The organism is Vreelandella xerophytica (assembly GCF_968048975.1).
This window is the reverse complement of sequence record NZ_OZ309106.1, coordinates 2,767,566-2,793,029: the sequence shown is the minus strand read 5'-3', so window position 1 is coordinate 2,793,029 and position 25,464 is coordinate 2,767,566. Positions and strand designations below refer to the sequence as shown.

29 protein-coding genes are annotated in these 25,464 nt (G+C 62.7%); 19 read left to right on the top strand and 10 right to left on the bottom strand.

Features of this window, described 5'->3' with window-relative positions; translation table 11 throughout:
• Positions 1-57 precede the first annotated feature (57 nt).
• The 11 genes from ftsB (at position 58) to lpxL (ending at position 9,540) form a co-directional block, all read left to right on the top strand.
• The gene (ftsB, locus tag ACWF8S_RS13110; protein ID WP_447556601.1) at positions 58-426 is read left to right on the top strand and encodes a cell division protein FtsB; all 369 of its coding nucleotides are present in this window, start codon (positions 58-60) and stop codon (positions 424-426) included.
• Positions 419-1,129 (top strand): 2-C-methyl-D-erythritol 4-phosphate cytidylyltransferase, encoded by a 711-nt coding sequence (ispD, locus tag ACWF8S_RS13105; protein ID WP_447553786.1) that lies wholly within the window; start codon positions 419-421, stop codon positions 1,127-1,129. Before ftsB ends, ispD begins: the two co-directional genes overlap by 8 nt.
• On the top strand, positions 1,129-1,608 hold the full coding sequence (gene ispF / locus ACWF8S_RS13100) for a 2-C-methyl-D-erythritol 2,4-cyclodiphosphate synthase (protein WP_447556600.1): 480 nt from the start codon (positions 1,129-1,131) through the stop codon (positions 1,606-1,608). Before ispD ends, ispF begins: the two co-directional genes overlap by 1 nt.
• On the top strand, positions 1,608-2,642 hold the full coding sequence (gene truD, locus ACWF8S_RS13095; RefSeq protein ID WP_447553785.1) for a tRNA pseudouridine(13) synthase TruD: 1,035 nt from the start codon (positions 1,608-1,610) through the stop codon (positions 2,640-2,642). The genes ispF and truD overlap by 1 nt, the downstream gene beginning before the upstream one ends.
• A gap of 40 nt (positions 2,643-2,682) precedes the next feature.
• The gene (surE, locus tag ACWF8S_RS13090) at positions 2,683-3,429 is read left to right on the top strand and encodes a 5'/3'-nucleotidase SurE (protein ID WP_447553784.1); all 747 of its coding nucleotides are present in this window, start codon (positions 2,683-2,685) and stop codon (positions 3,427-3,429) included.
• A complete protein-coding gene (locus tag ACWF8S_RS13085; RefSeq protein ID WP_447553783.1) occupies positions 3,416-4,093 on the top strand; it encodes a protein-L-isoaspartate(D-aspartate) O-methyltransferase in 678 nt (225 codons plus the stop codon). Before surE ends, ACWF8S_RS13085 begins: the two co-directional genes overlap by 14 nt.
• Entirely contained in the window at positions 4,090-5,049 is a 960-nt protein-coding gene (locus tag ACWF8S_RS13080) for a DUF368 domain-containing protein (RefSeq protein WP_447553782.1), read from the top strand. Before ACWF8S_RS13085 ends, ACWF8S_RS13080 begins: the two co-directional genes overlap by 4 nt.
• 17 nt (positions 5,050-5,066) lie before the next feature.
• Positions 5,067-6,218 (top strand): peptidoglycan DD-metalloendopeptidase family protein, encoded by a 1,152-nt coding sequence (locus ACWF8S_RS13075; protein WP_447553781.1) that lies wholly within the window; start codon positions 5,067-5,069, stop codon positions 6,216-6,218.
• A 162-nt stretch (positions 6,219-6,380) separates the two neighbouring features.
• A complete protein-coding gene (gene rpoS / locus ACWF8S_RS13070) occupies positions 6,381-7,355 on the top strand; it encodes an RNA polymerase sigma factor RpoS (protein WP_447553780.1) in 975 nt (324 codons plus the stop codon).
• A gap of 161 nt (positions 7,356-7,516) precedes the next feature.
• The gene (gene alr, locus ACWF8S_RS13065; RefSeq protein WP_447553778.1) at positions 7,517-8,614 is read left to right on the top strand and encodes an alanine racemase; all 1,098 of its coding nucleotides are present in this window, start codon (positions 7,517-7,519) and stop codon (positions 8,612-8,614) included.
• An 11-nt stretch (positions 8,615-8,625) separates the two neighbouring features.
• On the top strand, positions 8,626-9,540 hold the full coding sequence (gene lpxL, locus ACWF8S_RS13060) for an LpxL/LpxP family Kdo(2)-lipid IV(A) lauroyl/palmitoleoyl acyltransferase (protein WP_447553776.1): 915 nt from the start codon (positions 8,626-8,628) through the stop codon (positions 9,538-9,540).
• A 54-nt stretch (positions 9,541-9,594) separates the two neighbouring features.
• On the opposite strand, the gene speD is transcribed toward lpxL, so the two are convergent.
• From speD to ACWF8S_RS13035, 5 genes are all read right to left on the bottom strand, one after another.
• Complete coding sequence (gene speD, locus ACWF8S_RS13055; RefSeq protein WP_447553775.1) at positions 9,595-10,389, bottom strand: adenosylmethionine decarboxylase; 795 nt, start codon at positions 10,387-10,389, stop codon at positions 9,595-9,597.
• A gap of 149 nt (positions 10,390-10,538) precedes the next feature.
• Positions 10,539-10,967, bottom strand: a complete 429-nt coding sequence (locus ACWF8S_RS13050) for an OsmC family protein (protein WP_447553773.1) — start codon at positions 10,965-10,967, stop codon at positions 10,539-10,541.
• Positions 10,968-11,032: 65 nt separating this feature from the next.
• Positions 11,033-11,422: a gamma-glutamylcyclotransferase family protein gene (locus ACWF8S_RS13045; protein ID WP_447553771.1), complete on the bottom strand. Its 390-nt coding sequence runs from the start codon at positions 11,420-11,422 to the stop codon at positions 11,033-11,035.
• 29 nt (positions 11,423-11,451) lie between these two features.
• On the bottom strand, positions 11,452-12,108 hold the full coding sequence (gene murU / locus ACWF8S_RS13040; RefSeq protein WP_447553770.1) for an N-acetylmuramate alpha-1-phosphate uridylyltransferase MurU: 657 nt from the start codon (positions 12,106-12,108) through the stop codon (positions 11,452-11,454).
• Positions 12,105-13,112, bottom strand: a complete 1,008-nt coding sequence (locus tag ACWF8S_RS13035; protein WP_447553768.1) for an aminoglycoside phosphotransferase family protein — start codon at positions 13,110-13,112, stop codon at positions 12,105-12,107. Before ACWF8S_RS13035 ends, murU begins: the two co-directional genes overlap by 4 nt.
• 70 nt (positions 13,113-13,182) lie before the next feature.
• Between ACWF8S_RS13035 and ACWF8S_RS13030 the strand changes: the two genes are divergently transcribed.
• From ACWF8S_RS13030 to apaG, 5 genes are read left to right on the top strand one after another with little or no spacing between them, the layout of a single operon-like run.
• The gene (locus ACWF8S_RS13030; RefSeq protein ID WP_447553767.1) at positions 13,183-15,627 is read left to right on the top strand and encodes an LPS-assembly protein LptD; all 2,445 of its coding nucleotides are present in this window, start codon (positions 13,183-13,185) and stop codon (positions 15,625-15,627) included.
• 52 nt (positions 15,628-15,679) lie between these two features.
• Positions 15,680-16,717, top strand: coding sequence for a peptidylprolyl isomerase (locus ACWF8S_RS13025; RefSeq protein ID WP_447553766.1), 1,038 nt, complete (start codon positions 15,680-15,682; stop codon positions 16,715-16,717).
• Positions 16,717-17,784, top strand: a complete 1,068-nt coding sequence (gene pdxA / locus ACWF8S_RS13020; protein WP_447553765.1) for a 4-hydroxythreonine-4-phosphate dehydrogenase PdxA — start codon at positions 16,717-16,719, stop codon at positions 17,782-17,784. The genes ACWF8S_RS13025 and pdxA overlap by 1 nt, the downstream gene beginning before the upstream one ends.
• A gap of 60 nt (positions 17,785-17,844) precedes the next feature.
• A complete protein-coding gene (gene rsmA, locus ACWF8S_RS13015; RefSeq protein ID WP_447553764.1) occupies positions 17,845-18,675 on the top strand; it encodes a 16S rRNA (adenine(1518)-N(6)/adenine(1519)-N(6))-dimethyltransferase RsmA in 831 nt (276 codons plus the stop codon).
• A complete protein-coding gene (apaG, locus tag ACWF8S_RS13010; RefSeq protein WP_447553763.1) occupies positions 18,672-19,049 on the top strand; it encodes a Co2+/Mg2+ efflux protein ApaG in 378 nt (125 codons plus the stop codon). Before rsmA ends, apaG begins: the two co-directional genes overlap by 4 nt.
• On the opposite strand, the gene ACWF8S_RS13005 is transcribed toward apaG, so the two are convergent.
• Together ACWF8S_RS13005 and ACWF8S_RS13000 are read right to left on the bottom strand one after the other, a co-directional pair.
• Positions 19,046-20,500, bottom strand: a complete 1,455-nt coding sequence (locus tag ACWF8S_RS13005; RefSeq protein ID WP_447553762.1) for a GMC oxidoreductase — start codon at positions 20,498-20,500, stop codon at positions 19,046-19,048. The genes apaG and ACWF8S_RS13005 overlap by 4 nt on opposite strands.
• Positions 20,500-20,718, bottom strand: coding sequence for a hypothetical protein (locus ACWF8S_RS13000; RefSeq protein ID WP_447553761.1), 219 nt, complete (start codon positions 20,716-20,718; stop codon positions 20,500-20,502). Before ACWF8S_RS13000 ends, ACWF8S_RS13005 begins: the two co-directional genes overlap by 1 nt.
• Positions 20,719-20,874: 156 nt before the next feature.
• On the opposite strand from ACWF8S_RS13000, the gene ACWF8S_RS12995 reads away from it, so the two are divergent.
• The gene (locus tag ACWF8S_RS12995; RefSeq protein ID WP_447553760.1) at positions 20,875-21,690 is read left to right on the top strand and encodes a symmetrical bis(5'-nucleosyl)-tetraphosphatase; all 816 of its coding nucleotides are present in this window, start codon (positions 20,875-20,877) and stop codon (positions 21,688-21,690) included.
• 1 nt (position 21,691) lies between these two features.
• On the top strand, positions 21,692-22,810 hold the full coding sequence (locus tag ACWF8S_RS12990) for a polynucleotide adenylyltransferase (protein WP_447553759.1): 1,119 nt from the start codon (positions 21,692-21,694) through the stop codon (positions 22,808-22,810).
• Here ACWF8S_RS12990 and folK read toward each other — a convergent pair whose 3' ends face one another.
• On the bottom strand, positions 22,811-23,323 hold the full coding sequence (folK, locus tag ACWF8S_RS12985; RefSeq protein ID WP_447553757.1) for a 2-amino-4-hydroxy-6-hydroxymethyldihydropteridine diphosphokinase: 513 nt from the start codon (positions 23,321-23,323) through the stop codon (positions 22,811-22,813). It abuts the gene before it with no gap.
• A complete protein-coding gene (folB, locus tag ACWF8S_RS12980) occupies positions 23,320-23,700 on the bottom strand; it encodes a dihydroneopterin aldolase (RefSeq protein ID WP_447553756.1) in 381 nt (126 codons plus the stop codon). Before folB ends, folK begins: the two co-directional genes overlap by 4 nt.
• Positions 23,701-23,796: 96 nt before the next feature.
• On the opposite strand from folB, the gene plsY reads away from it, so the two are divergent.
• A complete protein-coding gene (gene plsY, locus ACWF8S_RS12975; RefSeq protein WP_447556599.1) occupies positions 23,797-24,396 on the top strand; it encodes a glycerol-3-phosphate 1-O-acyltransferase PlsY in 600 nt (199 codons plus the stop codon).
• Here plsY and tsaD read toward each other — a convergent pair.
• Complete coding sequence (tsaD, locus tag ACWF8S_RS12970; RefSeq protein WP_447553755.1) at positions 24,376-25,422, bottom strand: tRNA (adenosine(37)-N6)-threonylcarbamoyltransferase complex transferase subunit TsaD; 1,047 nt, start codon at positions 25,420-25,422, stop codon at positions 24,376-24,378. The genes plsY and tsaD overlap by 21 nt on opposite strands.
• Positions 25,423-25,464: the final 42 nt, after the last annotated feature.

Genomic DNA, 25,464 nt, shown 5'->3' with positions numbered 1-25,464 from the left:
GCATAATGCGCGCCGTTCACGCCTGATTCAAAGGCACTTGATCACAGGAACTGAATGATGCATCGATGGCTGGTCATGGCCTTGGCAGGCGTCTTGGGGTTTTTACAGTATCAGCTATGGCTAGGCAGCGGTGGCTGGCAGGATCTTCAGCGCGTCGAGCAGCGCGTGGCGGTACAGGAAGCGGCCAACGTGCCCATGCGCGAACGCAACGCGCGCCTGGCGGCGGAAGTGACCGATCTCAAGACCGGCCTGGACGCCATTGAAGAACGCGCTCGAAGCGATATGGGAATGGTGCGAAGCGATGAGCAGTTCTTCTGGGTGCCGGGTGTGGCGATCCAGAGCGAGCTGATCGGTTTGAACGCCGCGCTGGTCACCCAGCCGGGCCTGGGTCAGACACCAGACACCAACGAGACTGATGATGACTGATCGACAGTGGCTGGTCGTGCCCGCTGCAGGTCAGGGCCGACGAATGGGCGGCGACAGGCCCAAACAGTATCTCTCTATCCAGGCCCGTCCGGTGCTGGCGCTTACTCTTGAACGCCTTTACAACGCCTTCCCCGAGGCCCATCTCGTGCTCTGCCTGGATCGTCAGGATCGCTGGTTCGACCCCGACTGGGTGCCTTTTCCCCAGTGGCAGCGGGTGGCGGGCGGACGCGAGCGAATGGATAGCGTGCAAAATGCCCTGAGCGCCATGGACGCCGCGCCTGACGATATCGTCATGGTGCACGACGTGGCGCGGCCGTGCGTGACCGAAAAGGACCTGCGCGCGCTTTACCTTGCCGCCTGCGACCATCCAGGCGGCGCGCTGCTGGCCATGCCCGTGGCGGACACCATGAAGCGGGAAGGTGGCCAAGGGCTCAGTGCCCATACCGAACCCCGTGATGGGCTCTGGCACGCGCTGACCCCCCAGGGGTTTCGCTTTGAACTTTTAAGACGCGCGCTGGATCAAGCCGTGGCAAACGGCGTGACGGTCACCGACGAGGCTTCCGCTGTCGAGGCGCTGGGCCTGGCGCCAAAGCTGGTGAGCGCCCGGCGCGACAACCTGAAAATCACCCATCCAGACGATCTTGCCCTGGCAGCGGCCATCCTGGCGCGTCAGGCGGATAGCAGCAGGGAGAGTAGCCCTTGATACGTATTGGCCATGGTTTCGACGTCCACCGTTTCGGGCCCGGCGATCATTTGATGGTGGGCGGGGTCAAGCTCGCCTTTGACCAGGGGTTTGTCGCCCACTCCGACGGTGATGTGCTGCTTCACGCCATCAGCGATGCCCTGCTGGGCGCCTGCGCGCTTGGCGATATCGGCCGACACTTCCCGGATACCGATGCGGCCTGGAAAGGCGCGGACAGCCGCGATCTGTTGCGCCATGTGGTCGCGCTGGTCACAAGCGCAGGTTTTGTCGTGGGCAACCTGGACGCCACCCTCATGGCTCAGGCACCCAGGATGGCGCCGCATATCGATGCCATGCGCCGGGTGATTGCCGATGATATCGGTGTCGAACTCGGTCAGGTTAACGTCAAGGCTACTACCACCGAGCGGCTGGGCTTTACCGGTCGTGGTGAGGGCATTGCCGCCGAAGCGGTGGTGTTGCTGCAGCCTCGGGCGTCCTGATGATTACGCTGCCTGCCTGGCCCCGTGTCCTGGACGCCCGGTTCGGCCCCCGTATGCCGGGGCGCTACCGCGAGCACCCGGATGACTTTCTGGTCGACGAGCAGCTCGACTTCACCCCGGAAGGTAGCGGCGAGCATCTATGGCTGCGCCTTGAGAAGCGCAATCAGACCACTCTCGAGGTGGTGAAGGCGCTGAGCCGGCTTTGCGAGGTGGCTCCCCGGGATGTGGGCTATTCGGGCATGAAGGACCGAGTCGCGGTGACCCGTCAGTGGCTCAGCGTACATCTACCCGGGCGTGAGGCGCCGGACCAGCTGGCGCAATCGCTCGAGGCGCTGGGCATCAAGGTGGTGGAACAGGGGCGCCACCCGCGAAAGCTCAAGCGTGGCGTGCATCGCACCAACCGTTTTTGCCTGCGCGTGAGCGGCGAGGCCCTCAGGTCAGAGACGTTCGTGTCCCGCTGGGAAGCGCTTTGCTGCGCTGGCGTGGCCAATTACTACGGTCCTCAGCGCTTCGGGCCCGCAGGACGCAATCTGGCAAGGGCGGCTGCGCTGCTTGAAAAGGGCTGGCGTAAACGCGAAGACCGCCAGGGAATGATGCTTTCAACCGCGCGCAGCTTTCTGTTTAATGAGTTTTTGAGCGCGCGTATCGATGAGGGCAGCTGGGGCACGCCACTGCCCGGCGATATGCTGATGCTGGATGGCACCCAGAGCGTGTTCCACGCCCTGGACGTGGACGATACGCTCCTGGCCCGCGCGACGGAACTGGATATCCACCCGACCGGGCCCTTGTGGGGCCAGGGCGAGCCGACCTTGGAGGCCGGGCTGGAACGGATGCTTCATGCGCGCCACTCGGCGCTTTGCGACGGGCTGGTTCAGGCGGGGGTGAAAAAAGGCCGCCGGGCACTTAGAGTCAGAGTGATCGACCCGACGCTGTCCTGGGAGCCCGAGGCCGCGGTGCTCGAGTTTTCACTACCGCGCGGCAGCTTTGCCACTTCGCTCTTGAGCGAGCTTATCGAACACCCGGATTTTTTCTGACCCAGGCCTTGCGCGTGTGACGCAGCCAAAGGAGAGGTGAATGCGACGATTGCTGCTATCCAACGACGACGGGGTTTACGCGCCCGGCCTTCGCGCCCTGCATGACGGCTTGATCGACCATGCTCATCTGCGCGTGGTGGCCCCGGACCGCGACCGCAGCGGGGCCAGCAACTCGTTGACGCTTTCACGCCCGCTGTCGCTCACGGCACTGGATAACGGGTTTTACAGCGTCGACGGGACACCCGCCGACTGCGTGTATCTGGGGGTCAACGGTGTGTGGGACGAGCGCCCGGATCTGGTGATTGCCGGCATCAATCATGGCAGCAACCTGGGGGACGACGTGCTCTATTCCGGCACGGTGGCCGCAGCCATGGAAGGGCGTAATCTGGGCATGAGCGCGATCGCCATGTCGCTTTGCGGCGAGCGCCATTTCGACACCGCTGCCCGAGTGGCGGCCAGCCTGGTGGGTGCGGCCGGCGCGCTTTCACTGCCGCCGCGCACGCTCTTGAACGTCAACGTGCCCGATGTGCCCTGGGACGAGCTGCAAGGATTCAGGGTTACCCGGCTGGGCTACCGTGGTCCCGCTGAGAAGGCTGTGCCGATCAAGGACCCCCGAGGGCGCACGCGCTACTGGATTGCCCCGGTAGCCGCCAATGCCGATGACGGCGAGGACACGGACTTCGCGGCGATCAATGCAGGCTTTGTATCGATTACGCCGCTTCAGACCGATCTGACGCGTCATCCCGCTCGGGACGATGTCCAGGCATGGCTGGATGCTTTTGCCTGAGCTGTCGCCGGGTGAGCGTCGTGGGCGGGGAATGACCTCCCAGCGCACGCGGGACCGTATGGTCGAACGCCTGGTTCACCAGGGGATCACGCACACCCGAGTGCTGGAGGTAATGGCGAGCGAGCCGCGCCATCTGTTCGTCGATGAAGCGCTGGCTCACCGCGCCTATGAAGACACGGCACTGCCGATCGGCTTTGGCCAGACGCTCTCTCAGCCTTTTACCGTGGCACGCATGACCGAGCTTGTGCTGAAGGCCAGGCCCCATCGGGTACTGGAAGTGGGCACCGGCTCGGGCTATCAGGCGCTTATCCTGTCGCGCCTGGTGCCTACGCTTTACTCGGTCGAGCGCATCGCGACGCTTGCCGAGCGCGCCGCCGAACGGCTTTGGTATCTTGAGGCCGACGTCACCCTGACCGTGGCCGACGGCGGGGAAGGCTGGCCCGAGGCGGGCCGTTTTGACGTGATTCTGCTGACAGCCTGCGCGCAAACGTTGCCTCAGGCGCTGCTGGAACAGCTCAGTCGCGACGGTGTACTGATTGCACCGCTGGAAGCGCCGGACGGCAGCCAGTGGTTGACCCAAATAAAACGGATCGGCGGCGCTTTTGAAAAACGCCGGCTGGAACCTGTACGGTTTGTCCCTTTACTGCAAGGAGTGGTGGATTGAAGCATCGACGCTTGGGCGTATTTCTGAAAGGTGCCGGCATGGGCGCGGCCGACGCGGTGCCCGGCGTATCCGGTGGCACGATCGCCTTTATTACCGGTATCTATGAAGAGCTGATTCACACCATCAGGCAGTTTGGTCCCGGCGCCTTTGGTGTCTGGCGCCAGGGTGGCTTGCGTGGGCTTTTCCATTATCTGAACCTGGCGTTCTTGATGCCGCTACTTGCCGGGGTCGCGATCAGCCTGTTCAGTGTCGCGCACCTGGCTCTGTGGCTGATGGAGGCGCATCCGCTCTTGATCGATGGTTTCTTTTTCGGTCTGGTGGCCGCCTCGGCGCTGGTGGTCGGCCGCGCTGGCGGCCGGTGGCGGCTTGTCTATATACTGCCGCTTCTGGCAGGGTTCTTGCTGGCCCAGGGCCTGCCTGCCTTGATGCCGCTTGTCCTGTTGCTGGGTAACGAGATGCTGATAGTGGTAGTCGCCGGTGCCATTGCCATCAGTGCGATGCTTCTACCCGGCGTGTCGGGGAGTTTTCTCTTACTCACCATGGGCCTTTATGGCACCATCATGGGGGCTATCAAAAGCCTTGACATGAATATTATCATGTTGTTCGGTATCGGCTGCCTGGTAGGCTTGATGCTCTTTTCGCGGCTTTTATGGTGGCTTTTAAAGCGCCATCACGATGGCACCATGGTCCTGTTACTGGGTTTCATTGTCGGTTCGTTGCCGGTTCTATGGCCCTGGCGGGAGCTTCTGAGCTACCAGATGGGCCCCGAGGGGCAAATGATTCCGTTGTCCCACCGCTATCTACTGCCGGGCGATTATGCCGATTTGACCGGAGGCTCTGCCCAGGTGGCAGGCGTGGTGGCGCTTATGGTCTTCGGCGCTCTGCTGGTAGTATTACTCAACCGGCGTGCCGCTCGAAAGGCCACGCAGTTCGACACACAGCGCGCGCGGCGTTGAAAAGGAGTAGGGTTTGCATGCGTAAGGTTTTGACACTGTCTTTATTAGCGCTGGCCATCAGCGGCTGCGCGAACCAGCAGTCACACACCCCTCAAGTACGTGATTTGAGCGAGGCGCGCCGCGCGGTGGAAAGCTCGCCTCAATACACCGTCGAGCCCGGCGACACGTTATACGGCATTGCCTGGGAGCACGACCTGGACTATCGGGAGCTGGCGGCGCTCAACAGTATCGACCCGCCCTACCAGATTCGTCCTGGCCAGACCATTGCACTGCGACAGGGCGCGGGTAATACGCCGACCGGCTCACAAGGCGCAAGCCCCGGCGGTCAGTCAGGCCAGCCCCAGAGAGGAGCGGTGGCCACGGGTCTGAACGCTCAGAGCACTTCGGTTGCCAGCAATCAGAATGCGGGTACCGGTAACCAGGACATGGGAGGCAGTAACCAGAGCAATGATCAGCAGATGGACTGGTTGCTGCCCGACGAGAGCGCCATCGAACGCAACCAGCGTATCACCGCTGAACGGGGTGAGAACGCCGAAAACAGGCAGGAGCCGAGCGCACCCTCGCCCCAGCCGGAGCAGGACGGGCCCCAGGCCGATGTCGTCGATGCCCAGCCCGCAGTGGCGCAGGTCTCGCAGGAGCCGACGCCGGAACCTGAACCCCGGCGCGAGCCCGAACCCGAGCCCCAGCCCGAATCAGAACCCCAGCCCGAACCGGCGCCGGCTGCCGAGCCTGAGCCCGAACCTGCCGCCGCGCCTGCGCAGCCGGATCGTTCCTCGCGAAGCTTCACGCCGGTCGATGATGTCAACTGGCGCTGGCCGACCGATGGTCAGGTCAGCGGCGGCTTTGGCGAAGGGGAGACCATCACCGCCGGGATTGATATCACCGGACAAAAGGGGCAACCTGTAAGAGCAGCCGGCCCTGGTATCGTGGTGTATGCCGGTAGCGGTGTACGGGGTTACGGTAATCTCATACTACTTAAGCACAACGACCAGTATCTGAGTGCATACGCGCACAACGACAGTCTGCGCGTCAGCGAGAACGATGTGGTCGAAGCAGGAGAAGTCATTGCCACAATGGGCGACAGCGACAGCGACAGCGTCAAACTGCATTTTGAGGTGCGCCGTGACGGCCAGCCCCAGAACCCCTTGGACTTTTTACCATCACGCTAACGCGTTCTATGGAAACGGCTTGGCAAAGACGCCCGGCGTCTTTGGAGGAACCCGGACAGCTTGATAAGCGCGTCATATAACAATAACGGTGAACGCGCACACGGAGTGCGACCACCTTTACTTTTCTACATGGCGGTTAGGCAAGACAACGGGGGTAAGACCATGAGTATGCTGGAGAAGGACCTACAGGAGGTTGACCTGGAGACCGTGGAAGGGGCACTCGATGATGCCGAGGACACGGTCACCGAAGAGGAAGATGCCTTCGAGAAAGCACTGGGACGTGAGGACCGACAGCCGACCCAGAGCCTGGACGCTACGCAGATCTATCTCAACGAGATCGGTTTTTCGCCGCTCTTGACGCCGGAGGAAGAGGTCTACTATGGCCGCCTGGCGCGCAAGGGCGACCCGCTTGGGCGCTCGCGGATGATCGAATCCAACCTGCGTCTGGTGGTGAAGATTGCTCGGCGCTATCTCAATCGTGGCCTGACGCTTCTGGATCTGATCGAAGAAGGCAATCTGGGGCTGATTCGCGCGGTGGAAAAATTCGATCCGGAGCGCGGTTTTCGTTTTTCGACCTACGCCACCTGGTGGATTCGCCAGACGATCGAACGGGCACTGATGAATCAGACCCGCACCATTCGTCTGCCCATTCATGTGGTCAAGGAACTCAATATCTATCTGCGTGCCGCGCGGGAGCTCACCCAGAAGCTCGATCACGAGGCAACGGCGGAGGAAATTGCCGAGCATCTGGACAAACCCGTGGATACGGTCAAGAAGATGCTGGGGCTCAACGAGCGCGTCTCCTCGGTCGATTACCCCATGGGAGGCGAAAGCGACAAGCCCTTGATCGATACCCTGGCCGATGACGATGTCTCCGGCCCGGAATCGCATCTGGTGGATGGCGACGTGCGCGAGCATGTGGACCATTGGCTGGATGAATTGAGCGACAAGCAGCGCGAAGTGGTGGTACGCCGTTTTGGCCTGCGCGGGCACGAGGCAGCGACGCTTGAGGAAGTCGGCGCCGAGATCGGCCTGACCCGTGAGCGGGTTCGTCAGATACAGGTGGAAGCGTTAAAGAAGCTTCGCCGCTCGCTGGAAAAGCAGGGGCTCTCCCTGGACGCCATTTTCGAGAGTTAAATCTGCCAGAGCTTGCCACGTGCAAGACATGACGCACCGGGTTCATACCCGGTGCGTTAGTGTCAGAGACATCATTTTATTCGCTCGTTCACCGGTTGGACGAGGTTACAGATTCGAATTCCAGGCGCTCGAGTGGGCAGCTTGATAAGTGAGGCCATGCAATGCGCCCGTTAGCGGCCCATATCGATCTAGACGCGTTGCGTCACAATTACCAGTTGGCCGTCGGCCAGGCCTTGCAAAGCCAGTCCCTGGCCGTCATCAAGGCCAACGCCTATGGCCATGGGGCGCTTGCCTGCGCCAGGGCGCTCGAGTCCGTGGCGCCGGCGCTGGCGGTGGCCTGTATCGAAGAGGCGATGGCGCTTCGCGAAGGCGGCATCACTGCGCCCATCGTCCTGCTTGAAGGGTTTTTCAGCGCAAGCGAGCTTGCCCTGGTGGACGCTCACGGCTTTTGGGTCAGCGTTCACAGCGACTGGCAGGTAGAGGCGCTGTTGGCGTTTCGACCTGAGGCGCCGATCCCGGTATGGGTGAAGGTGGATTCCGGCATGCACCGGCTAGGATTTGACCCGGATCGAGTGCCGGGTGTGTGGCAGCGGCTCAAGGCGGCCCCCCAGGTGACCGGGCTTCATCTCATGAGCCATTTCGCCACGGCGGACGCATCCGATCGCGGCTATTTCGACCGGCAGATGGCCGTCATCAAGTCACTTGGCGAGACGCTTGGCGCCCCGCTGAGCCTTGCCAATTCCCCCGCCACCCTGGCCTGGCCTGCTTCTCACGGCGACTGGAACCGCCCGGGGGTCATGATGTATGGCAGCAACCCTCTGGACGTGGACAATGCCATTACCCAGGCGCTTCGCCCGGTGATGAGCCTGCGCTCTGAAATCATCAGCCTTCGCGATATCGAAAAGGGCGAGCCGGTGGGTTACGGTGGTCGCTGGCGAGCGCCGCGGCGCTCGACCATCGCCGTGGTGGCCGCCGGCTATGGCGATGGCTATGACCGCCACGCCCGGGACGGGACGCCGGTACTCGTCGATGGCCAGCGCTGCTTGATTGCCGGCAAGGTGTCGATGGATATGCTCACGGTGGACGTGACCGATATCGACGCCTCGATAGGCAGCGAAGTGGTGCTCTGGGGCCAAAGTGTGACAGGCGCGGCGCTTTCGGTGGATGAGGTGGCCCGCCACTGCGATACGATCAGCTATACGCTGTTGACCGGGGTATTACCTCGCGTGCCGCGCGTCTATAGCGGCGCGCTTACTTAACGGTTGTCATCATGTCAAAAAAACCCTTTCCCCGCTCTTTCGCTCACCCGCGTTACTGGCCTACCTGGACCGCGATCGGGGCGATGTATCTCGTGGCCTGGCTGCCCTGGCGCTTGAAACTCTGGGTGGGCAAGATGATCGGGCTGCTTGCCTGGGCGCTGATCAAGCGCCGACGCCACATCACCGCCACCAATATCGCGCTCTGTTTTCCACAGAAAAGCCTTGAAGCCCAGCGACAACTGGTGAAAGAGACCTTCATTGCCAACGGTATCGGCCTGGTGGAAACGGCCACCGGCTGGTGCCGGCGCGCCGAAGGCTTCCGACACCGCGTGGCCTACAACGGCCAGGAGCATCTGGCCCGGGCCAAGGCCCAGGGCAAGGGTGTGCTGGTGGTGGGCATTCATTTCTCGACGCTGGATCTGGGCGGGGCGCTGCATTCGCTGTTTTTCCCGGCGGACGTGGTCTATCGCCCCCACAACAATCCGCTGTTCGAGCGGTTCATGACCCGCGCCCGCTCGCGCATTTTCGGCCAGGCGATCGATCGGCACGACCTGCGTGGGGTAGTGCGACGCATCAAGGCAGGCCATATCGTATGGTACTCGCCGGATCAGGATTTCGGCCGGGATGTCAGCGTCTTCGCGCCGCTTTTCGATCAGCAGGCCGCGACCATCCGTTTGACGTCGAAGATCGCCCGCATGACCGGCGCCCCCGTGGTACCGTTGATGTTTCACCGTAATCCGGATAACCGCACCTACACCATCGAATGCCTGCCGGCCTTCGACAACTTTCCCAGCAAGGATGAAGTGGCGGATGCCACCCGGGTGAATCAGTTCATCGAGCGGGCGATTCGCAAGCACCCCGAGCAGTATCTGTGGCTTCACCGGCGCTTCAAGACCCGGCCGGAAGGAGAGCAGGGGGTCTACTGAAACCATAAAAAAAGCCGACGCGAGTCGGCTTTTGGGTTCTGACAAACGAAGGGCTCAATCGAGATTGCGCGAGTAGAAGATTTCCAGCATTTCCTTGCGCAGGCGGCTTTCGATGTCGCGCGCCTCCTCGAACGTGATATCCCGGCGCGAGGTGCCGAAAAGATAGTTGTCCAGCTCGAAATCCTTCAAGAGCATCTTGGTGTGGAACATGTTGTCCTGGTACACGTTCACATCCATCATCTGATACGCCTGCTTGGTATCTTCGGCCAGGTAGTCCTGAATCGAGGCGATATCGTGATCGATGAAGAGCTTCTTGCCGTCGACGTCCCGGGTAAACCCCCGCACCCGGTAGTCCATGGTGACGATGTCGGAATCGAAGCTATGGATCAGGTAGTTGAGCGCCTTGAGCGGGCTGATGTGACCGCAGGTGGAGACATCGATATCCAGCCGGAAGGTGCTGATACCGTTGTCCGGATGGGACTCGGGGTAGCTGTGCACCGTGACGTGGCTCTTGTCCAGGTGAGCAACCACGGTCTCAGGCAGCGGGCCGGGGCCGGGCTTGGTCTGCACGGGGCCCTGCTCGTCAAGCTCGTGCTCGGCAATCAGAATGGTCACGCTCGCCCCGTGAGGCTCGTAGTCCTGACGTGCGATATTGAGCACGTGAGCGCCGATGATATTGGTCACGTCCTTGAGAATCTGCGTCAGGCGTTCGGCGTTATAAAGCTCGTCGATATAGTCGATGTAAGCGGCGCGTTGCTCTTCGGTTTTCGCGTAGCAGATATCGTAAATATTGAAGCTTAACGAGCTGGTGAGGTTGTTAAACCCGTGGAGTCGGAGATTATCTGACACGTCCGCACCTCCCTATGGCAGTGAAAACACCCCGACGAGCCAGCGCCGGAACCAATCCGTACATGATGAGTGCCGCCTGCATCAAGCAGGCCCAGGCGGGCGTATTATGCCCGCCTGGGACGTGGGATGCATCCCGGCGGGCTATTTTTTTAACCGGCGTCGGTTTCCTGGATTTCAAAGGAATGGGTGATATCCACCCCGCCTTTCACCAGCATGATCGAGGCGCTGCAGTATTTTTCGGCAGACAGCTCGACGGCGCGCTGAACCTGTTTTTCCTTCAGATTGCGTCCGGTCACCACAAAGTGCACGTGAATACGGGTAAAGACCGCGGGCACCTCGTCGGCGCGTTCGGCGTCGATTTCCGCGACACAGTCGGTAACCGCGGCGCGGGCCTTGTCGAGAATGTTCAAGACGTCAAACGCGGTGCAGCTCCCCATGCCCATCAGTAGCATCTCCATGGGACGCGGCCCGGTGTTGCGACCACCATGGCCCGGCGGGCCATCGATCACGACGCTATGGCCACTGCCTGATTCCGCTACGAACTGACGACCCTCTGTCCACTTCACCCGTGCTTTCACGCGGCTCTCCTTTCTAACGATTCATACGTGGCGCGCAGCATAACACGCCTTTGCGCCAACCGGCGCTATCGCGCTACTGGCCAGCCGCCTTCGCCGATGGCGCTCAGTGCGGCGGTATCCGGGTTGTAGAGGTATACCCAGGCGTCGCCAAAGCGGGTGGCAAGCGTGACGCGCTGATACTCGCCGTCAAGGGGCGCTTGTGGGCGGTGATCTTCCAGCACATCCAATGCCGCCAGGGTCGCTTGATCGACGCGGTAAATCTCCAGCGCGATCCCTTTGGAGTCACGGCGTTTGGCGCCGGGGTAGGGGCCGACGTCGTAGAGCGTAAGGAGCGCGCTCCGGTCATCGCCCAAAAACTCGGCGCCCTCCAGCACGTGGGCGTTGTTGAGGCCTTTTTTCAGCGTGCCGTAAACCGCGACCAGCGGCGTCAGGGCAATATCATCAGCAAGACTCACGGGTCCTCCTGGCAAAAGGGTAAATCAGTTTAGCGCGCTGCCAAATGGCGTTCGAGCGCGCCAAGCCGCGCCGGCGTGCCCACGTCGACCCAGTGGCCGACAAAGTGCTCGGCGCTGACCAGGCCCTTCGCCATCGCCGCTTTAAAAAGCGGCGCCAGGGCGAAGGCGCCGGCGCTGCTGTCTTCAAACAGCGCCGGGTGGATAACGCTGATGCCCGAATAGGTGAGCGCGGGCGTTGCCATTGCGGCCAGGCCTTCGATGATGGCGAAGTCGCCATCCGGGTGTTGTAGCGGGTTATCCACCAGCACCAGGTGGGCCAGCTTGCCCGGGGCAAGGGTGGGCGTGGGCAGCCGGTCACACCAGACATCGCCGTTGACCAGTAGAAAAGGTGCCTCGCCCAGAAGCGGCAGGGCATTGAAGATGCCGCCGCCGGTCTCCAGCGGCGTTTGCTCGACGCTATAGCGAATCGAAAGCCCGAAGCGCCCGCCGCCGCCCAGCGCCTCGATGATCTGATCGGCGCGGTAGCTTACGTTGATGACGACCTCGTCGATACCGGCCAGGCGTAGGTGGTCCAGGTGGTGCTCGATCAGCGCCTTGCCGCCTACCGGCAAAAGCGGCTTGGGGCAGGTGTCGGTCAGCGGGCGCATACGCGTGCCAAGCCCGGCGGCCAGAATCATCGCCTTCATGAAGCCTCACCCAGCCTGGCGGTGATCGCGGGGCGCAGGACCTCACGCACCCAGCGGGCGAAATCGGCGTGTTCCGGCAGCGCCGCCAGGCTGTCTTCCAGATGATCCAGAAAGTGGGGCAGGCGGGCGAGATAACCGGTTTTACCGTCGCGCAGGGTCAGTCGGCAGAAGATACCCAGGATCTTCAGCGAGCGCTGGGCGGCCATGGCGCGGCACTGCTTTAGAAAGCCCGCCTCTTCCACTCGGGAGGACAGCCGTCCATCGTTTCGAGCCTGGCGATAGAAATGCCCCGCCAGGGCATCGAAGGCGGCGTCATCGAAGCGCCAGTAGCGCCCGCAAAGAATCGAGATGACGTCATAGCTGATGGGGCCGGCCACCGCGTCCTGAAAATCGATCATGTAAAGGCGCCCATTGTGGGGCATCAGGTTCATGGCGTCGAAGTCTCGATGTACACTCACCACCGGCTGCGCCAGCGCCTGGTCGACCAAGTCGTCGCAAAGCGCTGCAAGGTTTTTGGGCACCTCGATGTCAAGCCATTGCTCGAGGCACCACTCGGGAAAAAGATCGAGTTCGCGACGCAGTAACGCGGCGTCGTAAGGGTCAAGTGCGCCCGGGTCAGTGGTATTCTGCAGCCGGGCAATCAGCTCGAGTGCTTCAAGAGTGCGTGCTTTTGTGCGCGAGGCGTCGGTGAAGTCCGCTTGAAGCGGGGTGTCGCCCAGATCCTCGAGCAGCAGAAAACCCGCCTCGAGATCGCTTTGGTAAATGGCGGGAACGGGCAGCCCTGCAACGTGCAGTCGCCGGCCGATGGCCACAAACGGCGCCGAGTTTTCTTGCTCGGGCGGGGCGTCCATGACAATTTGTGTTTCGTTTGATGGCAGCGTCAGGCGAAAATAGCGGCGAAAACTGGCATCACCCCCCGCCGGGGCGAGGGTGATGGCGGCCGGTTCAAGGCCGTTTTTTTCAGCAGCCCATCGGGTGAGGGCGTCAATCCTGGAAGAGGACATGCAAGCTCCTTGCTGGTCGGGCATCATTCGAGCTGTATAATACCGATTCTGAATGCCAAGGATAACGAACATGGGCAAGCGATTTACGCATACTGCGCCGGTAGGACACTCGCTGGTGGGCATCTTTGCGCTCACCGCGTATTCAGCGATGGCGCAGAGTGAACCGTTGCCCGCCAAGGCGCTGGACTGGCAGCCCTACGGTCAGGCAGAAGCATCCAGCCAGCTATGCCGTGGCCGCTACGTGATGCCCGGCTACCGTTTGCCCGCCGAGCAAGACCCCGAGACGCTCTCGGTTGAAACGTCGGATGCCGATTACGCCGCCGACGGCGAGGCGCTTTTGCGCGGTGACGTGGTCCTTCGCCAGGGCGACAGCGAGCTTCAGGCCGAGCAGGTGTTTCTACCTGTCAGTCGCGAACAGGTCGATGCCGAGGGCCAGCTTGTCCTGCGCAACGGCCAGGCGCTGCTGCGCGGCGACCAGGCCACCCTGCGGCTCAGCGAAGACCGCGCTACCATCGATAACAGCCACTACGTGCTCTACGAGTCGCGTCTGCGCGGTCAGGCTAACCAGCTTGAACAGACCGGCGAAAACCAGTATCGCCTGCATAGTGCCCGTTTCACCACCTGCGACCCGGGCGAGAATACCTGGCAGCTGGTCAGTAGCGATATTCGGCTGGATCAGGGCGCAGGCTTTGGTACCGCGCGCAACGCGCGCCTGCATGTGAAAGATGTGCCTGTCTTCTACTGGCCCTGGGTACGCTTTCCCCTGGATGAACGGCGCCAGACTGGCCTTTTATGGCCGACCCTGGGCTTTTCAAGCGACGGGCTGGACTACGCCCAGCCGTTTTACTGGAACATCGCCCCTAACCACGATGCCACGATCACACCGCGCTTCATGACCGACCGGGGCGTGCTGCTCAACGGTGAGTACCGCTACCTGTTCGAAGAGAGCCAGGGCATGGTGGAAGGCGGCTACCTGCCCGACGATGGCGGCAGTCGCACTGGCGACAATCGCTTTGAAGGCGAGGAGCGCTGGTACATCGACGCCCAGCATCGCGGAAGGGTGAACCCGCGCAGCAACTATAGCCTGCGCTATGGGGCGGCCAGCGACGGACGCTACTTCGACGACTTCGGCGCCGAATTCGGCCGCAGCGACCGAGTCGGCATGGAGCGCCGGGCCCAGGTGGACTACCGTGGCGAGCGCTGGCAGCTCGATGCTCGTGCCCAGGGCTTTCAGCGCCTGGAGGACCCGCTGAGCGACAGTGACAAGCCCTTTTACCGGCTGCCCAGCCTGACCGCCAACTCCGACTGGCAGCTCGGCGGTGGCTTCTACAGCCAGTGGCGCTCCAACGCCACCTACTTCTGGCGCGACGTGGACGAAAACCGGGTGCCCGAGCGCGAAGCCGCCACCGGCTCAAGGCTTCACCTGACGCCTGCGGTGGGCTGGCGCTTTGAAGAACCCTGGGGCTATATCGAGCCGCGTACCGAGCTTTGGAACACCGCCTACGAGCTGGATTACGGCAACCGCACGACCGATCGCAGCACCTCGCCCACGCGCAGCGTAGCCATCACTTCCGTCGACAGTGGGCTGGTGTTCGAGCGCGAGCTGGATCTGGGCCAGCGCGGCTACCGCCAGACCCTGGAGCCCCGGTTGAACTACGCCTATGTCCCGCGTACCGATCAAACCGAGCTGCCTGAGTTCGATAGCCGTGAGCGGGCGTTCTCCTGGGATCAGCTCTGGTCACCACACCGCTTTTCCGGTGCCGACCGGGTGGGGGATCTCAACCGGGTTTCCCTGGGCCTGCAGTCGCGCCTGATCGAGGATGAGACCGGTCGCGACCGGCTCACTTTCGGCATGGGCCAGAGTTTCTACTTCGCCGAGCGGCGGATCGACCGCGATGGCGACCCGGATACGCTGCCCGACCGACCGGAAGACAATCCCTTCGTCGATCCGCAAAGCCGCTACCAGGCGACCCGCGACCGCTCGCCGCTGGTGACACGGCTCGAGTGGCAGATCAGCGACCGCTGGAGTACCGGCTACGAGTGGCTCTATGATGACCACCGCGAGCAGACCGAACGCTCTAGTGTGGACGTACGCTATCGGCATCCCGAAGGCCATGTAGTGAACCTTGGCTACCGTTGGGAGATCGAAGGCTTCGACCCGGGCGTGACGCCGGGGGATGACGGGTTTCGTGACTACAGCCGTGAGGAGTGGGATCTTTCGGCGGGCTGGCGGGCTGCCCCACAGATCGATCTGATCGGACGCTACCTTTACGACCAGACCAATGACCGCGCGCTCGAGCAGCTGGCCGGCGTTCAGTGGAACGACTGCTGCTACGGCGTGCAGCTGGTGTGGCGTGAATGGATCGACGATAACGACACCGCTCGGATCGGGGACGACTTCAGCGATCGCGGCCTGTTCCTACGTTTTGTGTTTCGCGGCCTGGGCGGTGTAGGCCAAGGGGCGAATACGTATTTTGACCGGGCTGTCCCGGGCTATCGTCCCTCCGTTCTTTGACGCTTTTGTAGAGCAACGCTTTTATTGAATAGCGACGACAAGAGACTTATTTATGACGATGCAAAAGAGCCTGCCGCTTTCCAGCCTTTCAAAGCGGGCAAGACGGTTATCGGTTAGCACCACCCTGGCGCTTTGCCTGGGCGCGAGCGCGGCGTTTCTCAGTATCGGCGTGCAGGCCCAGAGCTTTCAGGGCTCTCAGCGCCAGGCGCTGGACAGCGTCGTGGCGGTAGTCAACGACGGTGTGATCATGAAAAGCGAACTGGACGACCGGGTGAATCAGGTCGAACAGCAAGCCCAGGCCCAGGGCGGCAATCTGCCTGCGCGCCGCCAGTTGTCAGAGCAGGTACTCGAGCGCATGGTGCTCGATGAAATCCAGCTGCAGATGGCCCGTCAAGCCAATCTGAGCGTGGACGATACCGAGCTCAACCGGCAGCTTCGAAACATCGCCGAGTCCAACGGCCTGACGCTGGATGCCTTTGCCGACGCCATCGAGGGGGATGGCCTGTCGCTTGCCGATGTGCGTGAAGACGTGCGTCGGGAAATGCTGATGCGCCAGGTGCAGCAGCGCCAGGTACAGCAGCGCGTCAACGTCAGCGAGCGCGATGTCGAGCGTTTCCTGGAGCAGCAGCCCTCCCAGCAGGGCCAGTCTTTTATCGAGGAGAGCCAGGCTCGCCATATCCTCGTCGAACTGACGCCGACTCGTAACGAGAACCAGGCTCGCGCCCGCGCGGAAGAAGCCCGCTCGCGTCTGCAGCAGGGTGAGGAGTTTGGTGCGGTGGCCCGGGAGTTCAGCGATGACCGGGGCAGCGCCATGAACGCCGGCGATCTTGGCTGGGTACGCCCGGGCCAGACCGTGCCTGCGTTTGAAGAAGCGATGGTCGGCCTGAGCCCTGGCCAGATCTCCGCACCGGTACGCTCTCAGTTTGGCTATCACATCATCGAGGTGCTGGATCGTCGCCGTCAGGATGTGACCGACGAGAGCCGCCGGGAGCAGGTACGCCAGGCCATTTTTCAGCGCCGGGCCAACGAAGAGCTGCAGAACTGGCAGCGCGAGATTCGCGAGCAGGCCTTTGTGGACATTCGTCTGTAATGCGTGATGCCTCTGGACGCTTGCCGCTTCTGGTCACGACCGGTGAACCCGCAGGGATCGGCCCGGAGCTCACGCTGATGCTGGCCGCGGACAGAAAGCTTCCGCCCGGTACGCTGGCGGTAGGTGACCCGCAGATGCTGACCGAGCGCGCCGCCAGGCTTTCGCTGGACGTTGACATCGTCATTGCCGAAAACGCTCGCCTTGAACGCCCATCCCGGCCGCATCTGGCGGTAGTGCCGGTGGCGTTGAACGCCCCCTGCACACCCGGGGTGCTGGAACCCGCCAATGCCGCCTACGTGATCGAGACGCTCAAGGTCGGCGTTCAGGCATGCCGGGCGGGGCAGGCCGGGGCGATGGTCACCGCACCGCTGCACAAGGGCGTGATCATCGACGGTGGCTTCCCGGGCTTTACCGGCCATACCGAGTGGTTACGCGACGCCTGCGGGGTCGACGAAGTGGTGATGATGCTGGCCACCGACCAGGCCCTGCACGCTCAGTCGTCCACCTGGCAGGGCAGCGGTGATCTTCGCGTGGCCCTGGCCACCACCCATCTGCCGCTTCGCCGGGTGGCCGACGCCATCACCAGGGAGCGTCTTGTCCGTATCGTGACCCTTCTTGTTGCGGATCTGACCCGCCAGTTTGCGATTGCTTCGCCTCGCATCGCCGTATGCGGGCTGAACCCCCACGCCGGGGAGGACGGGCACCTGGGCACCGAGGAGATCGAGACGATCATTCCGGCCATTGCCCATCTTCGTGGCCAGGGCCTGGATGTTCGCGGTCCCTTCCCGGCGGATACGTTGTTCACGCCGCGCCATCTCAAGGAAGTGGATGCGGTGCTGGCGATGTATCACGACCAGGGGCTTTCAGTGCTAAAGTATGCAGGGTTCGGCCAGGCGGCCAACATCACCCTGGGCTTGCCTTTGGTGCGCACCTCGGTGGATCACGGCACGGCGCTGGATCTGGCGGGGCAGGGCGTTGCAAGCCCCGAAAGCCTTCTGGTCGCGCTGAACCTGGCGCGTCGTCTGAGCGATCATCGCGCGGCGTTTGCCACAGCGCCGACCCCTTAGCCTCCCGGCGACCAAGAACACACCGTTACACGCTTTATCCTACTCAAGGACTTTCGTTCGATGTCTCAACCGCCCCTTCAACACCGAGCCCGCAAACGCTTCGGCCAGAACTTTCTTCGCGACCTCGGCACTATCTCGCGCATCATTCGCGCCATCGGTCCTGCGAAGGGCGACCGGCTGATCGAAATCGGCCCGGGCCAGGGGGCGTTGACCGCGCCGCTTCTGGAGGCCAACGGCGAACTCGAGGTGGTGGAGCTTGACCGGGATCTGATTCCAGGCCTGCGCGTTCAGTTTTTCAACTACCCGGGCTTTGTAATCCACGAAGGCGACGCGTTGAAGTTCGATTTCAAGGCGCTCAAGGGTGATGGCCCGGCGCTCAGGGTGGTGGGCAACCTGCCCTACAACATCTCCACGCCCTTGATCGTGCATCTTCTCGAGATGGGGCCGGCCATTGCCGACATGCACTTCATGCTGCAAAAGGAGGTGGTCGAGCGCCTGGCGGCCGAGCCCGGCGGTACCGACTGGGGGCGTTTTTCGGTCATGGCCCAGTACTATTGCCAGGTCGAGCAGCTCTTTATCGTCCCGCCGGAAGCCTTTGTACCGCAGCCCAAGGTGGACTCCGCCATCGTTCGGCTGACCCCGCATGAGACGCTGCCTCACCCGGCGGATGACCCGGCGCTGCTGTTTGAGCTCGTCAAGCTCGCCTTCGGCCAGCGGCGCAAGACCCTGCGCAACAATTTCAAGGGGCGGGTGAGCGCCGAGACACTGGCGTTTCTGGAGATCGACCCGGGTCGGCGCCCGCAGACACTTTCGGTCGAGGAGTACGTCAAGATCGCCAACCACGTGGCCAATACGCAGACGCTGGATGCCGAGGGGGGGGATCAAGGGTGAGCCAACTGACGATCGAGGTGAGTATCACGCCAGAGTATCGTGCCCAGGAATCCAGCGACAGTGAGTCGCGCTACGTGTTCAGCTATACCGTCACGGTACACAACCAAAGCCCCCATAGCGTGCAGTTGATGGCGCGCTACTGGAAAATCACCCAGGGCAGCGGGGACGCCCAGGAGGTACGCGGCAAGGGGGTGGTCGGCCAGCAGCCGTTGATCGGCCCCGGCCAGCGTTTTCGCTATACCAGCCGGGCGATTCTGCAAACCCCGGTCGGGGTGATGGAGGGCGCCTATACGCTGCTCAATACCTATACCCAGCGCGCCTTCGATGTGCCTATCGCACCGTTTCGCCTGGCCGCGCCCTGCAAGTTGCACTAACCGGGCTCGACCCCGCGCAGTCTTTCGTCCAGGTGTACGCCAAGGCGCAGGGCGAGCTGGACAATGGTGAGCGTCGGGTTGGCGTGGCCGGAGCTGGCGAAGACGCTGGAACCGGCGACGAACATGTTCTCCTGGGCAAACAGGCGGCAGTTTCGATCCACCACGCCCTGTTGGGCATTCAAGCTCATGCGCGTGCCACCCATGTGGTGGCGCCCGGCAATCTCGCCCTCCACAGGCAGCTCGACGGGTTCGGTTGCCAGCCAGTCCGCCAGCTGCACGCGACCGGCGTTGCGCTTGAGCAGATACTCACCCAGCAGCATCAGACTTTCGCGAAGGGTATGACGGTCAAGGGCCGACTGTTGCCACACCAGGCGGCTCAAGGGCACGCCGAGGGCGTCACGCTCCTCGCTCAACTCCACGCCGTTCTCGATGCGTGGCTCCTGCTCCCAGGCGGCGCGTAGATACACCCCGTGCATGGGCGAACTGCTCGCCTGGCGGGCGGCAAGCTCTGCACGCAGCCCAGGCGCCTGGCGGCCAAGCGTTTCTACCAGTTCCTGGGTGGCTTCCGGCGCCATGCGGTGAAGGCGAAGCCCGCAGTTCAAGAGCCCGCGCTGGGTCATGGCCTTTGCCGTGGGCGAGAGATAAACGTTGTACTGCGTGTCCAGACCCAGCAGCGCGGGTTCGAACAGCAGCGCCTGGCCGATGGTGGCGTGGGGATGCTCCATCCAGTAGCGGCCCAGGGCGGCGGCCTCGGGCACCAGTCGCCCACCGCTTTGCTGATTGCACCACAGCAAAAGACGCGAATTCTCGATGCCGCCACAGGCGAGCACGAAGGTGCGCGCCCGGATGGTCTTGCGGCGCCCTTCGAAATCGCTGAACGTGGCTGCGTTTACCCGACCATCGCCCACTTCGAGCCCGACGAGGTTGGCGGTCAGGCAATAGGTGAGCGTTTCAAGCCCGTTCAGGGTGGCCGCGAACTTGTCCTTCATGCGAGTGGGATGGCCCAGCGAAAAATAGACCCGCGCAAGCCCCGCGCCCTCGATGGGCTCGTCCCCAGGAACCGTTTCCAGGTCCAGCAGGGTGGCGGCCGCCGCGTAGTAAGGCTCGAGATCCTCCACGGCGATGGGCCAGGCGGTCTCGGGGGCCGCCGCCTTGGCGGTGAAGTCGTGAGCATCGAGTGGGCGGCATACCCCGCCCCAGTGGTTGGTGGAGCCTCCCAGGTAGCGCAGTCGAACGCTTTCGAGTGCCAGGTAGGTGTCACCCACGGTCTCGCCGCGATAAAGCGCCTGGGATTGCTCGCTGATGGATGCCTCTCCCCCTTCGCACAAAAGCACCCGGTGGCCCTGGCGAGCAAGCGTCATGGCCAGCGTAATGCCCGCCGCCCCGGCGCCGATGACGCAGGTGTCGTAGCCGCTCTCTTGCTCGCTCAACGTGTCAAATGGCTGATACATCAGCGGCGGCTACCGTCAAGATCGGTAATGCTCAATAGCCAGCCATGCTTGATCACTGGTGCGTTGTCAGGGGTGGCCAAGGCGTGAGTCCAAGGCGTACCGGTCAAGAACGCGCCACCCACGCCCAGCGTGGCGGCTTTCAAAAGCGCCCGGCGCGCGGGGTCTTTGGCTTGAACCCCGGGCGCGGGGTCGGTATTCAGGGTAGGGTTAGGTAACATGACGCTCTTTTTCATTGTGATGGTCGCTGTGACTGGCGTTTTTAAGGGGAACGCCTCTATTTTTACCTAATCTAGCCGGTTCAGGGCCAGTAAATGTGCCGCTTACTTAACAAATATTTATTTAACGACTAGTTCGCCACTATAAGGCTTTTATACATGAGTACATACGCCATTGGGGATCTGCACGGCTGTCACACGGAGTTCGTCACCTTGCTGGAGAAGCTCGACTTCAATCCGGCAAACGATACGCTGTGGCTGGTGGGTGATTTGATCAACCGCGGGCCGGGCTCGCTTGAATGCCTGCGTGAAGTCAAGGCGTTGGGAGGCGCGGCGCGCTGCGTGCTGGGCAATCACGACTTTCATCTTCTCGTGGCGGCCCGGGGCGGTGGCCGGTTAAAAAGACGCGATACCCTGGAGGAGATTTTGCAGGCCCCCGAGCGCGAGGCCTTGCTTGATTGGCTACAGGCCCAGCCGCTGGCCGTTCATGAACACGATACCTTGATGGTGCATGCGGGTATCCTGCCGGGTTGGCGCTTCGATGACGCGCTTCGTTACAGTGGCGAGGTGCAGGCCGCGCTTGCAAGCGAGGCGTCGGGGCGGTTTCTGGAAGCACTTTACGGCAACGAGCCGGCGCGTTTCTCCGAGCGTCTGGACGGCATGGACCGACTTCGTGCCCTGGTGAATGTCTTTTGCCGCATGCGCTTTATAAGCGCCGACGAAACGCTGGATTTTGACGCGAAAGAGGGGCTGGATAGCGCACCTGCCGGGTATCATCCCTGGTTTCAGTACCCGCGCGAGGATGCATTGAGGCTGGTCTTCGGCCACTGGGCTGCTCTAGAAGGGCAAACGCCGGGGGCAAGAATCGACGTGCATGCGCTCGATACCGGCTGTGTATGGGGGGGCTCGCTGACCGCGATGAACCTTGAAACCGGCAAGCGTACCTGGGTGCCGAGCCAGCAAGAAGGAGCCTAGCGTGGCGCAACACGATAAAGCCCTCGAGGGGCTCGAGGTGTACCGGGTGGGCGGAGCCGTGCGCGATGAGCTTCTGGGCTGGCCCGTCTTCGATAACGACTGGGTGGTGGTGGGGGCTACGGTTGATGCGATGCGCGCGCGAGGCTTCAAGCCCGTGGGGCGGGATTTTCCGGTATTTCTTCATCCGCAAACCTCTGAAGAGTACGCCTTGGCGCGCACCGAGCGCAAGGCGGGTCACGGCTACGGGGGGTTCGAGGTGCACGCAAGCCCCGAGGTGACCCTCGAAGAGGATCTTTTGCGCCGCGACCTGACGATCAATGCCATCGCTCAGTGTCCCGACGGCGGGTTGTCGGACCCCTTCGATGGCCAGGGGGATATCGAAAAGCGCCTTCTGCGTCACGTTTCCCCGGCGTTCAGCGAAGACCCGCTTCGCGTGCTGCGCACCGCCCGCTTTCTGGCCCGCTACGCGCACCTGGGCTTTCGAATCAGTGGCGAGACTCAGGCATTGATGCGCCAGGTGAGCCAAAGCGGTGAGCTTGAGCATCTTGCCGCCGAACGAGTATGGGTGGAAACCGAGAAGGCCCTGAAAGAGCCGGGGCCGGAATACTATTTCCAGACCCTGAACGAGTGCGGCGCGCTGGAGAGCTGGTGGCCGGGGGTGGCGGCAAGGTTTGACGAGGGCTTGGCGCTGATGGCAAAAGCGCCTGCCGCTGGCACTGAAACCCTGGCGCACTGGCGCATGGCGCTTTTGGCAAGCGCCCTGGACGAGCCCGAGCGGGAAGCGCTGATAGCGCGTCTTCGCCTGCCCAACGCCGTGACCGCACTTTGCCGTCATGTGGCGCTGAGCCGGGCGCTTCTTGGCTCGACACTGACGGCCGAGCGCGTCTTTCATTGGCTTGAGCGGCTGGACGCCTTTCGCAAGCCCCGCCAGGTCGAAGCTCAACTGACGCTGGTCAGGACGCTGGCTCCTGACTCTGAAACCGCGCTGGTCAATGCTTTTCAGGGCGCTACCCAGGTAAGTCCTCAGGCGCTGATGGAGGAGGGCTTTCGCGGTGCGGCGCTGGGCCAGGCGTTGCAAAGGCGCCGTCTCGAGGCCGTGGAGCAAACCCTGACGGCTTGATTACGGCGAGACGCGCGCGCCGCGCCAGTAGAACTCTACCGGCCAGAGCCGTTGGCCTTGAAAGTCGGCGCGCTCGAAAAGCGCCTTGTAGGGCGTCCGGCAGTCGGGGTGAGGTTGGTCGGGTAGAAGTTCTGCCAGGGGTCGGAGCACGAAAGCGTATCGACGGATGTCATCGCGTGGGAGCGTGATGCCGTCGACGTGGGCACAAATCTCACCCACGGCCAAAAGATCGATATCCAGTGCCTTGGGACAATGGGGGCGGGCGGGGGTACCCTGGTTATGTGCCGCTTCCAGTGCCTTTACCCAGGCATTGAGTTTCCCTGGGGGCCAGCTGCTCTCGAAGGCGACCACCGCGTTATAGAAGTTGGTGGCTGCCTCGACCCCTACCGGCTCGCTTTCAAAGACCCGGGAGATTCTCAGATCGCCGAAGGTTTGCTCAAGCGCCTTCAGGCAAGCACTCAGGTGCGCCTCGGGCTCGGCGTTGCTCCCCAGGCTCAAGCAGACCAGACTCACCGCGTACGCTCCTCGATGACCTCGGGAATTTCGCCGCGGGTGATTTCAAGGCCCACGCTTTGCGCCTGAGGCACGGCGGCGGGTTTGCGCACCACCAGACGCAGCCAGCTGATGGGGAACTCGTGACGCAGGTACTCACAAAGCCGCTCGGCGAAGGTTTCGATCAAGGCGAACTGATGGCTGTCGGCGAACTGCTGAATCCGCTGACAGATCGCGGCATAATTCAGCGTCAGGCGTAAATCATCGGTGGCGGCGGCCGGGCGGATGTCCGTGGCCAGCGTCAGGTCAAGGCGTAGTGACTGGGTAATGGTGCGCTCCCAGTCGTATACGCCGATAACGGTTTCTACAATCAAGCCTTCAATTAAAATGCGGTCCATGCGCGCTCCCCATCACAATCAGGAAATAGTGTACGTGAGGAACCCGACAAACGATACAAGACCGGCAGTGCCCGCCTAGTGGCGACCCTGGTCTGGATGGTGCCTGGCTATCTGGTGCTTGGCTATCTCTGCGGCAGCTGGCTTGCTGCACTCAGCGTATGCCGCCTTGCCGGGGTGGCGGACCCGCGTGTGAGCGGCTCGTGCAACCCGGGAGTGTCCAACGTGCTGCGTCTTTATGGGCCGCGCCTGGCTGGAGTGACGCTGGTGCTCGACGCTGCCAAGGCCATGCCCGTGGTGTGGGCTGTCAAATGGCACGGGCTGCCGGTGTGGGTTCAAGGCGCAGTGGGACTTGCGGTGCTTCTGGGCCACAGCTATCCGCTGTGGCACGGGTTTCGCGGTGGCAAGGCGGTGGCCAGCGCCTTTGGCGCTCTCTTGGTGCTGGTGCCGTGGGTGGCCCTGGTCAGTGCCGCCTGCTGGGGGCTGCTCGCCTGGCGGCTGCGCACCGCCGCGGCGGCCTCGCTCTTGAGCGCGCTGGCCGCCCCCATGCTGACGCTGTGGCTTGCGCCTCGGTACGTTTATGTGGTCGGCGCCTTCACGCTGGTGGTGGTCATGCGCCACGCCTTCAATATACGCCGGCTGCGCCAGGGCAAGGAACTGGGTCTGCGCGACCAGGCGTCAAGCAGCCGGCGACGTTAAGGTATCCAGCGGCCAGCGCGGCGTTGCCTGCATTGCGCCCACCGTGTCGCATTCCCCAGCCGCCAGGCGCATCGCACCGACATAGGCAATCATGGCCCCGTTATCGGTACAAAACCGCGCCCGGGGATAGAAGGTTTGCGCGCCGCGCTTGCGGGTTTCCAAGGCCAGACGCTCGCGCAGGCGTGTATTGGCGCTGACCCCGCCGGCCATCACCAGACGCTTCAGACCGGTGTCATCCAGCGCCCGGCGACACTTGATGACCATGGTATCCACCACGGCCTCTTCAAAGGCGCGGGCAACATCCGCCCTGGCGGTATCGTCCAGCGCCCCCTCGGCCTCGAGCTTTTTCAGCGTGGTCAGGGTGTGGGTCTTGAGCCCTGAGAAGCTGAAGTCGAGCCCGGGGCGGTCGGTCATCGGCCGGGGGAAGCGAAAGCGCTTGGGGTCGCCCCGCTCGGCGAGCTTGGCCACCTCAGGGCCGCCGGGGTAGGCAAGCCCCAGCATCTTGGCGGCCTTGTCGAAGGCTTCGCCTGCCGCGTCGTCCACCGACTCACCCAAGAGCCGGTAGTCGCCCAGGCCTTTCACTTCCACCAGTTGGGTGTGCCCGCCGGAGACCAGAAGCGCGACGAACGGAAAGTCGGGCGCGTCTTCTTCCAGCATCGGGGCCAGCAGGTGGCCTTCCATGTGGTGTACGCCGAGTACCGGGATATCCAGCGCCCGGGCCATGCCGTGGGCGGTGCTTGAACCCACCATCAATGCCCCTACAAGCCCCGGGCCCGCGGTGTAGGCAATGCCGTCCAGTTCGCTTTTGGTAAGCCCGGCCTCTGCCAGCACCTGATCGATCAAGGGCAACAGCTTGCGGGTATGGTCTCTGGAGGCAAGCTCGGGTACCACGCCGCCGTATTCAGCGTGCATGGCCACCTGGCTGTAAAGCGCATCGGCCAGAAGCCCCTCGCCCGCAGGCTTTGTCGTATCAAAAATCGCCACGCCGGTTTCGTCGCAGGAGGTTTCGATGCCAAGCACTCGCATAGGGAATCTCTATCAATCGCGTAATCGGCGTGATTTTACCAC

Coding starts and splice junctions, on each gene's coding strand:
- rsmA (WP_447553764.1), top strand. CDS start 17,845: ATGTCTCAACCGCCCCTTCAACACCGAGCCCGCAAACGCTTCGGCCAG.
- alr (WP_447553778.1), top strand. CDS start 7,517: ATGCGCCCGTTAGCGGCCCATATCGATCTAGACGCGTTGCGTCACAAT.
- ACWF8S_RS13035 (WP_447553768.1), bottom strand. CDS start 13,112: ATGTCCTCTTCCAGGATTGACGCCCTCACCCGATGGGCTGCTGAAAAA.
- plsY (WP_447556599.1), top strand. CDS start 23,797: ATGGTGCCTGGCTATCTGGTGCTTGGCTATCTCTGCGGCAGCTGGCTT.
- folB (WP_447553756.1), bottom strand. CDS start 23,700: ATGGACCGCATTTTAATTGAAGGCTTGATTGTAGAAACCGTTATCGGC.
- ACWF8S_RS13025 (WP_447553766.1), top strand. CDS start 15,680: ATGACGATGCAAAAGAGCCTGCCGCTTTCCAGCCTTTCAAAGCGGGCA.
- ACWF8S_RS13075 (WP_447553781.1), top strand. CDS start 5,067: ATGCGTAAGGTTTTGACACTGTCTTTATTAGCGCTGGCCATCAGCGGC.
- ftsB (WP_447556601.1), top strand. CDS start 58: ATGCATCGATGGCTGGTCATGGCCTTGGCAGGCGTCTTGGGGTTTTTA.
- murU (WP_447553770.1), bottom strand. CDS start 12,108: ATGAAGGCGATGATTCTGGCCGCCGGGCTTGGCACGCGTATGCGCCCG.
- surE (WP_447553784.1), top strand. CDS start 2,683: ATGCGACGATTGCTGCTATCCAACGACGACGGGGTTTACGCGCCCGGC.
- ispD (WP_447553786.1), top strand. CDS start 419: ATGACTGATCGACAGTGGCTGGTCGTGCCCGCTGCAGGTCAGGGCCGA.
- pdxA (WP_447553765.1), top strand. CDS start 16,717: ATGCGTGATGCCTCTGGACGCTTGCCGCTTCTGGTCACGACCGGTGAA.
- truD (WP_447553785.1), top strand. CDS start 1,608: ATGATTACGCTGCCTGCCTGGCCCCGTGTCCTGGACGCCCGGTTCGGC.
- rpoS (WP_447553780.1), top strand. CDS start 6,381: ATGAGTATGCTGGAGAAGGACCTACAGGAGGTTGACCTGGAGACCGTG.
- ACWF8S_RS13085 (WP_447553783.1), top strand. CDS start 3,416: ATGCTTTTGCCTGAGCTGTCGCCGGGTGAGCGTCGTGGGCGGGGAATG.
- lpxL (WP_447553776.1), top strand. CDS start 8,626: ATGTCAAAAAAACCCTTTCCCCGCTCTTTCGCTCACCCGCGTTACTGG.
- ACWF8S_RS13030 (WP_447553767.1), top strand. CDS start 13,183: ATGGGCAAGCGATTTACGCATACTGCGCCGGTAGGACACTCGCTGGTG.
- ACWF8S_RS13005 (WP_447553762.1), bottom strand. CDS start 20,500: ATGTATCAGCCATTTGACACGTTGAGCGAGCAAGAGAGCGGCTACGAC.
- ACWF8S_RS13000 (WP_447553761.1), bottom strand. CDS start 20,718: ATGTTACCTAACCCTACCCTGAATACCGACCCCGCGCCCGGGGTTCAA.
- tsaD (WP_447553755.1), bottom strand. CDS start 25,422: ATGCGAGTGCTTGGCATCGAAACCTCCTGCGACGAAACCGGCGTGGCG.
- ACWF8S_RS12995 (WP_447553760.1), top strand. CDS start 20,875: ATGAGTACATACGCCATTGGGGATCTGCACGGCTGTCACACGGAGTTC.